This window comes from Dictyoglomus turgidum DSM 6724 (assembly GCF_000021645.1).
In the GTDB taxonomy this organism is placed as follows: domain Bacteria; phylum Dictyoglomota; class Dictyoglomia; order Dictyoglomales; family Dictyoglomaceae; genus Dictyoglomus; species Dictyoglomus turgidum.
Genome location: NC_011661.1, coordinates 355,088 through 369,048 on the forward strand (window position 1 = coordinate 355,088; position 13,961 = coordinate 369,048).

Sequence of the window (13,961 nt, forward strand, 5' to 3'; positions counted from 1 at the left end):
AACTTTTGCGTTATTCATAACTTTCTCATTACTGAATTCCATTTGTTAATAAATTCGGATAAAACTATCTCTTTCTTAAATCTCTTTCCCAATTCTTTGGCTCTTAAAGACAAATCTTTTTTATCATCCTCTGTCAATTGAAAATATTCTATCACCTTTTCTGCGGCTCTTTTAGAGTCTAATGGTACTACGAAGTCATCTCTTAATTTTTTTACTATCTCTTTAGCTCCTGTATATTCTGAAACAATAGCAGGTAAGCCTCCTAAAAGAACCTCTATGGTACTTATCGAAAAAGCCTCACCTCTTCCTAAATGAAGGTAAAGGGATGATTTCTCTATATATTCATAGATCTGAGAGAATCCTACAAAATGAACTCCTTGATAATAGAACTTTTCTTTGATATCTTTGTTCCAATTTCCTAAAATAAATAACTCTGCATCTTGAAACTCTTGTTTTACAATTTTGAAGGTGTTTATCAATAGGTCTATTCCTTTACAAAAATGATCGGGACCGTTTCCTACAAATAGAATATTATGGTTAAATCTTTCTTTTATAGGAAGATTTAAAAGATGATTATATCTTTCTTCTTCAATGAATGGATAAGCTACTATGAATTTTGCTCGAGGAGATATTTCCCTTAGGAGATCCCTTTCCATCTCCCCTATGCATATGAATAGGTCCACCTGGGGAATTGCTAATGAATGCATAAATCCCTTGAAAAGGTTCATGTTTTTAGTTTTAATGTAGTACAACTTGGGATCCGCTGAAATGTTAATTATAAATTTCTTAAATTTCTTAAAGGGTAAGATTTTAAATAAGGCAGGAATTAAAAAAGTTCCTTCGCAGAGGAGAATGTCATAAGGGGAAGAGTTTAAAGAAAATTTTACATAGGAGAAAATTCTTCTTAAAGGTTTTTTATTACTACATAATATATCCAAATCTTTAGCTCTTACCGCTTGGGCTAAGCTTTTATGAAAAGTATGTGGGATGTAGTAAAGGAAAAAAATATTTTTACCATTTTGCATACGCTAACCTACCTGCGACAAATATAGATTAACTAATTTATCTACTGAATGCTTTTCTAAGTACTTTGATCTTATAAGATCATAAAGCTCTATGTTTTGGGACTGAGCGTTAACTTTTAAAATTCCCTTCTTTATTGACTCTATACTATTAGGATCACAGTAGACTACTTTGTCCCCAAAATATTCTATCACAGGCTTGCATTTTCCTACTAATATGGGTTTTTTAAATATTCCAGCCTCAAGGTTACTTAAGCCAGGTGTTTCTAAAAAGCTTGGTAGTAGGTGGGCTTTGCAGTTTAAGTATGCGGATTTTAACAAGTCGCTCTTTCTATCGATATATTCTATGTGTAGAATTTTGTCTTTATTAGTGTAAACTAATTTTTCAACTTCTTCTTTAATGTTATTATTTCTAAATCTAAATTTGCCTATTAGAACCAACTTTTTTTTCAAAATAGGATATACTTCTAAGAATGCTCTTAGAAGATTAAGAGTGTTTTTCCTTTCGTCCAAAAAGGCTACGGAGAGAAAATACTCGTCCTTATCAAGGTTATATTTTCTTAAAAATATGTTAGCATCCTCAGGATTATTAAAGATAGCGAAGCTGGAGTCTACATAATTGTATATTATCTCAATTTTGGGAGCATCTATTTGAAATAACTTTATTAACTGTACTTTTTCAGCATTACTATTTACGATAATAAGATCTGATTTGGAAAGAAAATATTTTTTATAGGAGAAAAAGTTAGGAACAGGACAAAGTTTTGAGAGAAGAGACCCTATTAACATCCTTGTCTCCTTTTCATAATAGAAGGTTGGGCTTACAAAAATCTTTATATTGGGAAAATTATTTTTTAAGTTTTTTACAATATCATAAAACCAGTTACTATAACCAAAGAGGTGAATTATATCAAAGGTTTCCTCAATTTTAAAGAAATCTAAAAGATTAACTTTTATATCAAAATTTCCATTATTAATATGTTCCATATAGGAAAGAAGCTGAACTTCCTTTCCTCCAAAGGCTATAGAAAAAGGGAAATCGCTTAGAAAAGCTACTTTAATCATAGGTACCTCAAGAATAATTTTTAAGAACTTCTTTTTGCCATTTTATTACTTCCCTTACACCTTCTCTAAAAGAGATCTTAGGTTTGTATCCTAAATTTTTTATTTTTTCTATGGAAAACCTTTTTACAAGACTCAGAAATTTAGAAGGTGGATCTATAATCTTTAAATTTTCAAAATCTCCTCCTACCTCCTCAATAATTATATTTGCTACCTCTTCCATAGTATGATATTCATCGGACCCAATATTAAAAGCCTCATATTTTTCTGTTATAGGGTAGTCTAACAATAGTTTAACCCCGTCGATAAAATCTGAAATATAGCACCAGGCTCTTATTGCTCCTTTATGAACTGTTATAGGTTTATTATTTAAGGCATTATAAACAAATATTGATATGGCACTTCTATATCTATTGGAATATTCTCCAGGGCCATAAACCATAAATGGTCTAATGGTTAATGCTTTGAGACCATAATTATCTACGTAATGTTTAACTATAGCTTCTCCATAAAGTTTGGACAGAGCATATATATTTGTTGTTATAAATGGATTACCTTTTAGCTCTATATCTTCCTCTTTGACCTCTTTCCCTTCATTAAAGAGTTTTCCATACACTTCAGAGGTACTAAAGTATATCAATCTACTATTATATTCTAAACATAAGGAAATAATATTAAGAAGCCCAACATTATTAACATATACCATCCTTTGAGGATATTCTTCTCCTATTAGTCTCCCTACTTCTCCAGCAAGATGTATAACTGTACTTATTTTCTCCTTTTTAAAAACCTTCCATAAATCCTCAAAATGAGTCACATCAGCTCTTATATAATCGCTATAATCAGTAATCTTTTGGTCAATTCCTATAATTTCAAATCCATCTTTTTTCAAAGAATCATATAAAAAAACTCCAATAACACCTAACGCTCCAGTAATAAGGATTTTACTCATAATTTTTCTCCCTCATATTTGTCAGTAAATTTTTAAAATAAATTTCTAAGTCTTCCCAAATATTAGGAAAAGATATATTCCACTTTTTTAGGTAGCGGGAAAGTTTTTCTGTAGATCCCCAGAAACTAACAGGCCATATTTCTCCTTTTTCTTCAACAATATAATTAAAAGGTTTTATAGTATGTAAGAATTTAACTATGTCTAAAACAGATACTTTCTCAGAATGATTTAAGTTTGTTACCTCTAAAAATTCATTATCTTCCTCCTTCATAGTTAATAATGCATTTACCAGTACTTCTGCAACAAAATTTACAGGTAAGGGATTTAAAAATGATCTACCTCCTCCTAATACTTTCACTATATCCCCATTTACAGCCGATTTTGCACATTTAGGGATTAATCTATCCATTCTTTCTCCTTTTCCAAAAGAATACATTAATCTAAATATCCATAACTTTGATAAGTAACCAATTTTGTAAAAATACTTAGCATATTCTTCTTGAAACCGTTTTGAAATACCATAAGGTATAGTTGGGTAATGAATGATGTTTTCAGGAATCTCTCCTGTAAGTCCATAATATACTGCTTGAGAAGACAAGAGTATTAATTGTCCTCTAAAGTGCTTCATAAAATTTAAAAAATTTCTCACATTTAGATCGAGATCCATAATTGGATTATTATAAGCCATATTGTGAAGACTATTACCTGCTAAGTATATGCAATATGAGAAATTTCTAGCAAGTTCACAGTCTTTTTCATCTTGGAGGTCTAATTTGACTTTTTGGAATTTATTCTCAATATTCTCTGGGTGTTTGTTATAAGTAAATATAAATTCTTTAGCAAAAGGCTTTTCTTTAATTAAGTCTTGTATCCCTCTTCCAATAAAACTACTTCCACCAACTACCAATATCATAACTTTTTTCTCCTTTCTCTCAACAATATTTTAAAATTCTCAAAGACATCACTCTTAGATTTTTCTTCGACATCTTTATAGAAATTGTCTCTACTTAAGCCTAAAGATTCTATATGCTGAGTTGTTTCTATTAGAGCCTTATTTAATAATTTTGACCTCTTTAGACCGGGGCTGTTATTTATCATGTAATTAATTAAAAATTCCGATGTAAAAGGATAAGCTAAATGTATTTTCTTACCACTGTAAATAGCTGATAGTAAAAACAATGCTATAAGTTTTGATAGTTCTTTTAATATTTCCTCTTCCTCTAATAGTTTTAAGATCCTTACTCTTGTTAAATCACAGCCATAAATCATTTCTTTTATTTTTTTGGATGTTTGAAACGGATGTTGTGTATAGAATACACCCACATCTTTTATAATTGCAGATTTAATTTTTAATAGTGCGTAACGCATTAGTAAATCTCCATCGGCATCAACATTTCTTAATAAGGGATCAAAACTTCCATAATTTTCTAAACAATTCCTATGGAACATTAAAGAACTACCATTTATTGGGTTTGAGTAAATTATAAATAAAAAGAGAAAATCTGTGCTAATAGAGGATAGACAACTTAAGATTTTAGACTTATACGAATTTCCCATTAGTATGGCGTTATTAATACTCTCTCCTATATAATATTTTTCAAAGAAGCTCCATAAAGTCTTATTTTTTTTCATTGTAAATATTTGTTTTTCAAGTTTTCTAGGATTTATAAATATATCGTCAGCGCTTAGCCAACAAATATAGCTCCCGTTAGCCTCCTTGAATCCTACATTTAATGCGTTTGCAGCACCTTTATTTTCCTTTAAATTGATGATTTTCATATAAATTTCTTTGTTTGGAACTAAATTTTCTAAGCTTTCTATAATGTCTAACGTATGGTCAGTGGAACCGTCGTTAATAACAATGATCTCTATTGGTCTATAAGATTGCTTAAATATAGAAAGTATAGCATTCTTTATAAAATGTTCCGCATTATAAGCAGGAATAACTACACTAATAAGGTCTTTTCCCTTCATACTATCCAATCACTTAATCGAAGAAGATGCTTATTAGTTACCTTTGTAAGAGATCTCAGCCTTGTTCCTGTTCCCCCTGCTAAAATTACTCCTTTCATAGGTTAATAATCTCCTTATAAAAAAGCAAAGTATATCTTATGCATATTTTCATCGCTTTTTATTATTTATATCATGAGATTTAATAAAATAAAATATTATATTCCATAAAAGGTGTTGAGAAAGTAGGACAACAAAGATGACTTTCTTGAGATTTTGCGCAGTGGGTAAGCAATATTTCTCTTGCTTATTTCTTTTTATTTTGTTATAATTTTGCACCGAACGACGTTCGTTCAAAATAAGGAGTGAAGGAAATGAGGATAAGTAAAGAGCCTGAAATAAGAAAACAAGAGCTAATTGAGACTGCTCTTAAATTATTTTTGTCCAAGGGTTATGAGAAAACCTCTGTTAGGGATATTTTGCGAGAGGTAAAGGGATCTCCTGGGATGTTTTATTATTATTTTTCCTCAAAGGAGGAGATTTTTGAGGAGGCTATAAAATACTATGTGGAGAATTATATAAAAGAGCTTTCTCAAATTTTTAAAGATGAAAATTTAACCCTGCAGGAGAAATATCAAAAAATAGTCAATGCAGTGGTAAAAGCCTTTGAAGATATGAAGTCTCTTTCAGATATTTATTATAGTCCTCAATATTTTCCTTTAAGAGTTAAAGTATCTTTCAAAATCCTTGATGGATTGAGAGAGCCCTTTGCAGAACTGATTGAAAAGATTAAAAAGGACAGAAATCTTGACTCTAAAAAAACTGCTACCTTTATTCTTTATGGAGTATATGGGTTATTACACAAAAATGCAGAAAATTTAGGAGAGCCAAGTAGTATTCAGAGCATAATGAACTTTATCCTTGAGCTTACGGGGAAAATTTTGGGAACTTTAAGTATTTAGAAGGGGATGGTGATTGTGTATGAAGAAAATTTACCTATGGGCATTTAGACATTCTAAGCTGGTACTTATTTTTTCTTTGGCTTTATTTGTTTTTTCTTTATATCTCACCTTAAACTTAAAAGTTAATTATGACTTATATTCTCTTCTTCCTAAGGATTTATCCTCAGTAAAAGCTTTAAATACTTTGAGAGAGAAGTTTAAATTAGGAGAAGAAGGCTACATATTGCTTCCTTTTAAGGATCCAAAAGAGGCTGATGAATTTAAAAATAAAATTGCAAAAATAAATGGGGTTTCTAAGGTCTCATGGATCTCTGATTATCAAGATATCTTTGTTCCTGAATATTTTTGGAATGAGGATTTAAAAAGTAGGTTTATAAGAGATGGTTATACCTTTTTAAAAGTAGATTTTATAGAATCTTCTCAAAGTCCTTTAACTAAAAAAGCTTCTCAGGAGATAAGAAAGCTTCTTCTTAAGGGGGCTTATTTTACAGGAAACGTGGCTATTGCTGAAGATCTAAGCGATTTGACTCAAAGGGAAACTGCAAAATATCTTCTGATAGGAAGTATTTTTGTAATAATATTTTTGTTTTTTCTTTTGCCTTCTATGTATGTTCCTCTTCTTATCTACTACAATATTTTCCTTGCTATTTTGGTGAATACTGCCATCTCTACTTTAATAGGGCAGGAGATAAGCTTTTTAACCAGGATGCTTGTGAGTATACTTCAAATGGGAGTTACTATGGATTATGCCATATTCTTGTATCATAGATATGAGGAAGAGGCAAAGAATAATAGTAGAGAAGAAGCAGGATGGATTGCAGTAAAGACTACCGCTACAAGTATTATTGCAAGTGCAGGGACAACTATAGCAGGATTTCTTGCTATGACTCAGATGAAGTTCGGACTTGGAAAGGATATGGGATTTATCTTAGCAAGGGGAGTTTTGCTTTCTCTCATATTCTCTTTAACTATTCTCCCTGTACTTTTCTATCATTTTTATAATAAGTGGGCAAATGCAAAAAGATGGGTTTTAAGGCTTTCTGGAGAAAGACTTTTTAAATTTATACTTAAGGCAAGACCTATAATTTTTGTCATATTTTTAATTGGGGTAGCAACTATTCTTTTGGCTCCTAAATTTCCTATGGACTATAAACTTCTAAGGGGATTTCCAGAAAATGTTCCATCCATGATAGGACAAAAAAAGCTTGAGGAAATATTTGAAAAAAGGTCTACTATTTTTGTTGTGGGAGAAGAGAGTCCAAAAAATTGGCAAGAGATCTTAAAGATTTTGAAGAAGGAAGAACATATTACAGGGGTTATGGGGTATTACAATATGGTTGATCCTCTTTTGCCCCAGTATATGGTGCCAGAGAGTGTGGTGAAAAATTTCTTTAAGGATAGCACGTCTTATGTGACATTAGATACAAATTTTGAATATGGTACTCTTGAATCCTATAAGTTTGTGGAAAGGTTAAGAGAAAATGTGGAGAAAAAATATAACGTAAAAATTACAGGTGTTCCTGTTTTAAATTATGATTTGAAAAATGTTACTACTAAGGATCTTGATAGGGTAAATTTCATCTCTATTATTGCTATATTTTTCATAATTGCTTTATCTTTCCTATCTATTCCTATTCCCTTCCTTTTAGTATTGGTCATTGAGATGGCTATTACCATAAATCTTCTCATAGATTATCTTACTTATGGATTTGTATTCTTCTCTTCTAACTTATTTATAGGGGCAATACAACTTGGTGCTACTATAGATTATGCGGTACTCCTTACATCAAGATATTTGGAGGCAAAGAGCAAGGGACTTGATAGAGTTTCCTCGGCTCATTTTGCCTTTGAAGGTGTAAATAGTATTTTAACCAGTGCTGGTACTATGTTTTTTATAGCGCTACCCTTAGGAATTTTCTCTGAGATATTTATGGCGCAAAATCTTGCCATGCTTGTGAGTAGAGGAGCAATAGTAAGTGTGCTTTTTGTTACTCTATTTATAATTCCTCTTCTTGTTACCTTTGATCCTATTATTGAGAAATTAACTTTTATTAAGAGGGAGGGAAAATAATGAAAAGGGCATTTATTATAGGAGTCATATTTTTGCTTCTTATTGGGCTTTCCTTGGGAAACTCTTTAAAGATTAAAAATGATGAGACTGTCTATGTCCTTTTGGATTATGATGGAAAAGCAAAAAAAGTGGACTTGGTAAATTGGATTGAGGTACAGGGGCAGGGAGGCTTTGAGATAGTAAAGGATGCAAGATATATTAAAAATCCTGATCTTTATTCTGAAGATGTAAAGATGGACTTTACAAAAGACAAAATAAGATTTTATGGAAATGTTAAAGAGGTCAAAAATATTTATTATAAAGCAGAGGTTAACAGAAAGCTTCCTTTAGAGTTTAAGTTCACCTATAAATATAATGGAAAGGTTGCAAGTCCTAAGGAATTTTTGGGAAAATCTGGAAATTTAGATATTGAGATATATATTAAACCCATTGAAGATTTGCCTTTTAGAATTGTTATGTCCACAGAATTTCCTTCTGATGATCTTATCTTGAGAAATCCTGAAGATTTTATGGTAATGGTACTTGGTAAGACCGTGAGAGTTACAGGATTTACTTATCCAATCCCTGATGGAAAGATAATTTTATCTTTAAAAAGTAATAAGTTAAAAGTTCCTGATATTACTTTTACTGCTCTTCCTTCTCTTCCTCCCGTGGATCTTTCTACGGGAGAAAAATTAAAGGAATTCTATAATGGATTAGAAGGATTTCTTATGTTAAATCAAGCTCATCAAAAGATATTAAAAGGAATATTAGAAAGTCTTGAGAAGAATACTCTTTCTATACCTCAAGAATTTCTTACTCTTCCCTTTACTTTAATGTCCTATCAAAATAAAGCATACTTTATTTCTGATAGTTTAAAGACCTATCCTAAGAGCTTTAATAATCTCTATGAATTTATAAAAAGCAAAGCAGAAGGTAGTAAAGAAGAAGATTGGAAGAAGGCTTTGAGTCTTGCGGAGGAAGTAAAAAAGGAAATTGAAGAAAATAATATGTCCGATGACGTGAAAAAGATTGGAGATTTCTTGGCTGATTTAAATTTTCAAAGCAAAAAAGCTATGGATCTTTTGAGTGCATCTCTTGAAGGACTTCAAAAGATGGAAGAGCTTTTAAATACTATACTTTATGGAGGAGAGATTGAAGGAAAGAAGCTTCCAGGGCTTGTAGATGTAGAAAAGAATATGAAAAAGTCAAAAGATACCTTAAAGAGTAATTTAATGGAATTGGAAAAGGGAGAAAAAAAGCTTAAGGAGTGGGAAAATAAATTGAAAGATTATAACTTTGCAGGAAGGATTGAGGGAGCAAAATCCATAGTAAGATTTTACTTTAAATTAAAAGAGATGAAATAACAAAAGGGGGCAAGAGAATTACTCTTGTCCCCTTTTCTAATGTCTTAATTTAACCAGGTAGCTTGTAAATATCTACATCGTAGATTTCAAGTTCATCATAGGTTCCCATCATGGCATGAGGTCCATAGGGCCAGTATGCCATACCATAATACTTTTGCCCAAAGGGATTCTGTCCTATGAAAAACAATTCTCCATTGTTAAGATCAGTGTTGTAGTCATTCTCTGCTACTTTTATTCCATATTACTGCAATCTCTGTAAATTGATCTGTAGGTAAAGTTATACTTTCAGCTATAGCATAGGACCAAGAGTATCCACTCCAAGTTCCAAAAATCATATTTATTATTTTTTCTTGCGTGTTTTGATCTACTCCAAATAGCATTACATTTGAAAAGCCTCCAGAAAATGCTTCCAGCCACCCTACGGTGTCCAAGAGAAAGGCTTCAAAGCGATTATTCATCGTAGTTGAATCATAGTAAGTCAACTGATAGTCTGAATTAGGTTTAAAGTAGAATTTAATAGTTCCCTCTGTAGGGTTTAGATATTGGGTGCTATAGCATATATAACTGTTTAAAGCATCTAAGTGAACGCCTTTTCCGACTTTACCGTTTACAAAGGATATATTTCTTATAGAGTCTATGGTTTCTCCATAGAATGTACTTGTATATGTATTTTCATTATTTGTTTCGTTTTCAAAGTGGTCCACAAAAACGGGAGTGTTGCCTTGAGTTGGAGGATTAGTTTTGGGAATGCATCCGCTAATAAAAAGAAACATAAGGGAAATTAAGGAGAAAATTAATGTTTTCTTCATGTCCCCTCCTTGAAAAATAAAAATTCAGAAGACTTTAGAAAACTTGGGTTATTAAAAAAGGGTTAATTAGGATTTATATAAGAATATGATTAATCAACTTTTTTTAACAACTTTGGGAAAAATTTGATCCTACTTTCCCACCTCCTGTAAAGATTTTTACATTTATAGTTTATATTGTTTATAATTTGCCGTAAATTGATGTACGTCACATTTTTAAAAATTTTTAGAAATTTTAGAAGATTACCTTTGAAGAAAGGGTTAAAAGGGTTACAATGGTTGAGGCAATAAGAACACCAGAAGTTATAGAGATAATAGCTTCTTTTAAGCTGAGCCCTAAAAATCTTGCCAAAATTGCACCTGTAAAGGCTCCTGTTCCAGGAAGGGGAATTGCCACAAAAACCGCAAGAGAAAACACAATCCCCAAGGAATATATTCTTAATCTTTTAAGTTTATTCCTTACAAAGCTATCATAATATCCCTTTAATGGCTCTTTGCTAAGTATATATTTTCCAATCCAGTTAATAATATTGTAAATTATTATTCCCATTAAAGTATTTCCAAGAAAGCTTATAATAAAACTTTCTAATGGAGAAAGGCCATTATAAATTCCGTAGGGAATAGATATTCGGCATTCTCCTACGGGAGTCATAGAAAGCAAAAATACTTTAAAGATTAAACTTATATTCATGGAAAATATTATAATAACAATTTCAAATTAAATTCAAGCCATTCTCCATAACTTACAGGAGAAGTAGTATTTTTGGCAATAAAAAGCTTCCTTTGAAAAGGCAAATATATTATGCTTTGCAATGTTAAGCGGGTGCTTACATTTTTTAAAATCTCCTTCCCATATTCCACATCTATTTCTTCTTTTGAGCTTATCATCTCTCTTATTATCTTTTCTCTTTCCTTAGTATTTATCTGTCTTACAAAAGTGCCATCTACCGGAGTAGGAAGTTCTTCAATGAGTTTTTCTGCCTGCTCTGATATCATTTCGGGATGTTGAAAGTGGTTAGTTATAACTAAGAATCTCTCTTTATCAAGTGCTCTTATTGCTTTTTTTCTAGGGCTAATCTCTAATACTACTGCCTTTTTATCATCAGCAATTAATAGGTTTAGACCTTGATAGGGATATAATGCATTTTCTAATGCCTCATCGATACTATTAGAATATTGGATTATTTTTCTTGTAATGAGACATTCCGGAGCGCCTATATTGGTTTTGTGGCTTTGAGATACATTTATAGATATATAAAGGTTTTTAGATATTCCTGTGTAGGCTCCTACAAGTCCAGGAAAGGATATAGAAATAAATGGATTTCCCTTTTCAGGATAATATTTAAAAATTACAGGACATAGTGGAAGCTCATTTACAAATACACCATAATCTAGATTTCTTCCTATTATCAGATTTCCATCTTTATTTCTAAATACAAAGGCAGAGCAACCAATTATAGATATTTTCCAGTAATAATTTAATACTATTTCATCCATGAGATTGAAAAGGAGTATATTTTCATAGGGGACTTCTGCTCCATTGGATATTCCTTTCATCTCTTCTATGAGTTCTTTAAATTCTGGGTAAGTTTTCCCAAATTCCTCTGCTAGTTCTTTGGCAGTTTTTAATATGGTTTTATATATGATGAGTTTTTCAATCCTATGGCTAAAATATTGAATTTCTTCTTTTAATTCTTTTCCATGTTGATATCCTATCTCATAGGGGTTTCCTCTGAGTTCTACTATCCTTATGCCAGTATCCTTTAATACTGGCTCGGGTTTGATACAGCCTTGTGAGGATATTAGTATGAGAACTAATAATAGAAGAAATATTCGCTTCATATTACAATTTTAAACTTTTTAAATATTCTTTTTCAATTCTTTTTAACAAAATAATGTTATAATCTTTTTTGAAGGTTTATATGGTTGAGGAGGGAATATGAAGAGGTTTTTAAAAATTTTTTTTATCCTTCTTTTCCTCTTAAATTTTGCCTATGCTAAGGAGTATTTTATAAGAGAAGCAATACTTACCTATGACATCCTACCTACAGGGGAGATTAAAGTAGAAAATAAATTAACTTATGATTTTTCCGGATCCTTTTCCCGGGCATGGATAACTATTCCAAAAGGAAAGTATAGTATTGGGGAAATTTCTGTTGGAGAGATTATTGATGGGATTTACAAAGGTTATTCTTATCATAAAGAGACTTCAGAAAGAATTCCTGGAACCTTTGATGTGGTTCAAGAGGGCAACCAATATAAAATAACCTGGTTTTATAGAGCTAATAATACCAAAAAAACCTTTGTAATAAGGTATAAGTTAGAAAATGCTTTAAAAGTTTACGATGATGTGGCTGAATTTTATTGGAAGGTATGGGGTGGAGATTGGGATATAGGTCTTCCTGCTTTATGGACAGAAGTAAATTTACCCTCTGAGATTAAATCTACTAATGATGTATTATACTGGCTACACCCTAATATAGATGGAAAGATAGGTATTAAGAAAGATTATAAGGGAATTGTAGCTTATGCAGGAAATATTCCCCCCCATCAGTGGGTAGAAGTAAGGGTTGTATTTCCTAAGAGTTATTTGACTAAGCTTGATCCCTTTAAAGTAGAATTAGCTTCAGGAAGTGGAAGAAATCTTATATTAGATGAGGAACAAAGATGGCAAAAACAGGAGATTGAAGAAGAGCAGAGAGAGGTTGTATACATAAAAGTTTTTGGTGTATTTTCTCTTTTGTTACTTTTTTTAGGCATTTTCTTACCCCTACGGATATATTTTAAGTATGGAAGAGAGCCAAAGGTAGATTATGAAAGGGATTACGAGCAGGAGCCTCCAGCGGATATCCCACCCGCATGGGTTGAGGCTTTAGTAAATCAAGCTTCTACTTTAACTCCTAACTCCATAGTGGCCTCAACTCTTGAGCTCGCAAGAAGAGGTTATATAAAGATTGAGGAAGAAGAAAAGCGAAGCTTTTTAGGACTAAAACATAAGGAATATAAGATCGTAATTACTAATAAAGAGATAGAAAATGATCTTTCGGAAGAGTTAAGGCTTCTTCTTGAGGAGTTAAGAAGTTTTGGAAGAGAATTTTATATATCGGAATTGAAAAAGAAAGACCTTTCTAATTTCAAGAGAGAGTTTGACAGTGTTGTAAAAAACTATGTTTTTAAAGAGAAAAAGTGGATTATTGATGAGGGAAAGCAAAAGCTTTATATCTTAATTGCTCTTTGGATTGGACTTGGAGTTTTATACTATTTGGGAATTTTCTCTTCTGCTCTTTTTAGAAATGAGCTTTCTTTTTGCAGCGTATTTTTATGGTTTATTCTTTTTATAAATATAGTGATCTCTGCTTTATTCATACGTCCTGTACAGAGATATTCGGAGGAAGGAAAGCTTTTAGCCCTAAGATGGAAGGCATTTAGAAGATATCTTAAGGATTTTTCTTTAATCTCTGAGCGTCCTCCTTCATCCTTGATCTTATGGGAGAAATATTTAGTTTACGGAACAGTTCTTGGAGTTGCTAAAGAAGTTTTAAGGGCTATGCAAATGCTTAATGTGCCTGTAGATCAGATAAGCTGGTATGTTCCTATGTCCACCTCCTCTGCTATGGGACTTGCTGATTCAATTCAGAGCTTTAGCTCATCTCTTGAAGATTTTAGTAGTGCCTTTTCAAGTAGTGTTATATCCTCTACTTCCTCTGGTTCTTCGGGAGGAGGTGGCGGTGGAGGAGGGGGAGGAGGCGGAGGTGCAGATTAAAAGGAGATTTTGAGAAAGGAGTGATTA

13 protein-coding genes and 1 pseudogene are annotated in these 13,961 nt (G+C 31.8%); 4 read left to right on the forward strand and 10 right to left on the reverse strand.

Features of this window, described 5'->3' with window-relative positions:
* Nucleotides 1-14 precede the first annotated feature (14 nt).
* From DTUR_RS01775 to DTUR_RS01800, 6 genes and pseudogenes are all read right to left on the reverse strand, one after another.
* The gene (locus DTUR_RS01775) at nt 15-1,025 is read right to left on the reverse strand and encodes a glycosyltransferase family 4 protein (RefSeq protein WP_012582746.1); all 1,011 of its coding nucleotides are present in this window, start codon (nt 1,023-1,025) and stop codon (nt 15-17) included.
* Nucleotides 1,026-1,028: 3 nt separating this feature from the next.
* The gene (locus DTUR_RS01780; protein ID WP_012582747.1) at nt 1,029-2,087 is read right to left on the reverse strand and encodes a glycosyltransferase; all 1,059 of its coding nucleotides are present in this window, start codon (nt 2,085-2,087) and stop codon (nt 1,029-1,031) included.
* Nucleotides 2,088-2,094: 7 nt separating this feature from the next.
* Entirely contained in the window at nt 2,095-3,036 is a 942-nt protein-coding gene (locus tag DTUR_RS01785) for an NAD-dependent epimerase/dehydratase family protein (protein WP_012582748.1), read from the reverse strand.
* Nucleotides 3,029-3,949, reverse strand: a complete 921-nt coding sequence (locus DTUR_RS01790; RefSeq protein WP_012582749.1) for an NAD-dependent epimerase/dehydratase family protein — start codon at nt 3,947-3,949, stop codon at nt 3,029-3,031. The genes DTUR_RS01785 and DTUR_RS01790 overlap by 8 nt, the downstream gene beginning before the upstream one ends.
* Nucleotides 3,946-5,010 (reverse strand): glycosyltransferase family 2 protein, encoded by a 1,065-nt coding sequence (locus tag DTUR_RS01795; RefSeq protein WP_012582750.1) that lies wholly within the window; start codon nt 5,008-5,010, stop codon nt 3,946-3,948. Before DTUR_RS01795 ends, DTUR_RS01790 begins: the two co-directional genes overlap by 4 nt.
* Before the next feature lie 8 nt (nt 5,011-5,018).
* A pseudogene (locus tag DTUR_RS01800) lies at nt 5,019-5,108 on the reverse strand (sugar phosphate nucleotidyltransferase); the annotation flags it as partial.
* Nucleotides 5,109-5,360: 252 nt separating this feature from the next.
* Here DTUR_RS01800 and DTUR_RS01805 point away from each other — a divergent pair.
* The 3 genes from DTUR_RS01805 to DTUR_RS01815 are packed head-to-tail and all read left to right on the forward strand — an operon-like array spanning nt 5,361 to nt 9,365.
* The gene (locus DTUR_RS01805; protein ID WP_012582751.1) at nt 5,361-5,948 is read left to right on the forward strand and encodes a TetR/AcrR family transcriptional regulator; all 588 of its coding nucleotides are present in this window, start codon (nt 5,361-5,363) and stop codon (nt 5,946-5,948) included.
* A 19-nt stretch (nt 5,949-5,967) separates the two neighbouring features.
* On the forward strand, nt 5,968-8,019 hold the full coding sequence (locus DTUR_RS01810; protein WP_164930970.1) for an efflux RND transporter permease subunit: 2,052 nt from the start codon (nt 5,968-5,970) through the stop codon (nt 8,017-8,019).
* Nucleotides 8,019-9,365, forward strand: coding sequence for a hypothetical protein (locus DTUR_RS01815; RefSeq protein WP_012582753.1), 1,347 nt, complete (start codon nt 8,019-8,021; stop codon nt 9,363-9,365). Before DTUR_RS01810 ends, DTUR_RS01815 begins: the two co-directional genes overlap by 1 nt.
* 49 nt (nt 9,366-9,414) lie before the next feature.
* Here the strand turns inward: DTUR_RS01815 and DTUR_RS01820 are convergent, their stop codons facing one another.
* The 4 genes from DTUR_RS01820 to DTUR_RS01835 form a co-directional block, all read right to left on the reverse strand.
* Entirely contained in the window at nt 9,415-9,552 is a 138-nt protein-coding gene (locus DTUR_RS01820; RefSeq protein ID WP_164930971.1) for a hypothetical protein, read from the reverse strand.
* Between the two features lie 28 nt (nt 9,553-9,580).
* Nucleotides 9,581-10,174 (reverse strand): hypothetical protein, encoded by a 594-nt coding sequence (locus DTUR_RS01825; protein ID WP_012582754.1) that lies wholly within the window; start codon nt 10,172-10,174, stop codon nt 9,581-9,583.
* A gap of 232 nt (nt 10,175-10,406) precedes the next feature.
* Nucleotides 10,407-10,862, reverse strand: coding sequence for a COG2426 family protein (locus DTUR_RS01830; RefSeq protein ID WP_012582755.1), 456 nt, complete (start codon nt 10,860-10,862; stop codon nt 10,407-10,409).
* A gap of 8 nt (nt 10,863-10,870) precedes the next feature.
* Nucleotides 10,871-12,013: an acyl-CoA--6-aminopenicillanic acid acyl-transferase gene (locus DTUR_RS01835; protein ID WP_012582756.1), complete on the reverse strand. Its 1,143-nt coding sequence runs from the start codon at nt 12,011-12,013 to the stop codon at nt 10,871-10,873.
* A 97-nt stretch (nt 12,014-12,110) separates the two neighbouring features.
* On the opposite strand from DTUR_RS01835, the gene DTUR_RS01840 reads away from it, so the two are divergent.
* Complete coding sequence (locus DTUR_RS01840; protein ID WP_012582757.1) at nt 12,111-13,934, forward strand: DUF2207 domain-containing protein; 1,824 nt, start codon at nt 12,111-12,113, stop codon at nt 13,932-13,934.
* The last annotated feature ends 27 nt before the right edge of the window (nt 13,935-13,961 follow it).

Bases quoted from the DNA above. Each gene is read 5' to 3' on its own strand.
- DTUR_RS01810 (WP_164930970.1), top strand. From the start codon at position 5,968: ATGAAGAAAATTTACCTATGGGCATTTAGACATTCTAAGCTGGTACTT.
- DTUR_RS01815 (WP_012582753.1), top strand. From the start codon at position 8,019: ATGAAAAGGGCATTTATTATAGGAGTCATATTTTTGCTTCTTATTGGG.
- DTUR_RS01790 (WP_012582749.1), bottom strand. From the start codon at position 3,949: ATGATATTGGTAGTTGGTGGAAGTAGTTTTATTGGAAGAGGGATACAA.
- DTUR_RS01780 (WP_012582747.1), bottom strand. From the start codon at position 2,087: ATGATTAAAGTAGCTTTTCTAAGCGATTTCCCTTTTTCTATAGCCTTT.
- DTUR_RS01840 (WP_012582757.1), top strand. From the start codon at position 12,111: ATGAAGAGGTTTTTAAAAATTTTTTTTATCCTTCTTTTCCTCTTAAAT.
- DTUR_RS01795 (WP_012582750.1), bottom strand. From the start codon at position 5,010: ATGAAGGGAAAAGACCTTATTAGTGTAGTTATTCCTGCTTATAATGCG.
- DTUR_RS01825 (WP_012582754.1), bottom strand. From the start codon at position 10,174: ATGAAGAAAACATTAATTTTCTCCTTAATTTCCCTTATGTTTCTTTTT.
- DTUR_RS01785 (WP_012582748.1), bottom strand. From the start codon at position 3,036: ATGAGTAAAATCCTTATTACTGGAGCGTTAGGTGTTATTGGAGTTTTT.
- DTUR_RS01805 (WP_012582751.1), top strand. From the start codon at position 5,361: ATGAGGATAAGTAAAGAGCCTGAAATAAGAAAACAAGAGCTAATTGAG.
- DTUR_RS01775 (WP_012582746.1), bottom strand. From the start codon at position 1,025: ATGCAAAATGGTAAAAATATTTTTTTCCTTTACTACATCCCACATACT.
- DTUR_RS01830 (WP_012582755.1), bottom strand. From the start codon at position 10,862: ATGAATATAAGTTTAATCTTTAAAGTATTTTTGCTTTCTATGACTCCC.
- DTUR_RS01835 (WP_012582756.1), bottom strand. From the start codon at position 12,013: ATGAAGCGAATATTTCTTCTATTATTAGTTCTCATACTAATATCCTCA.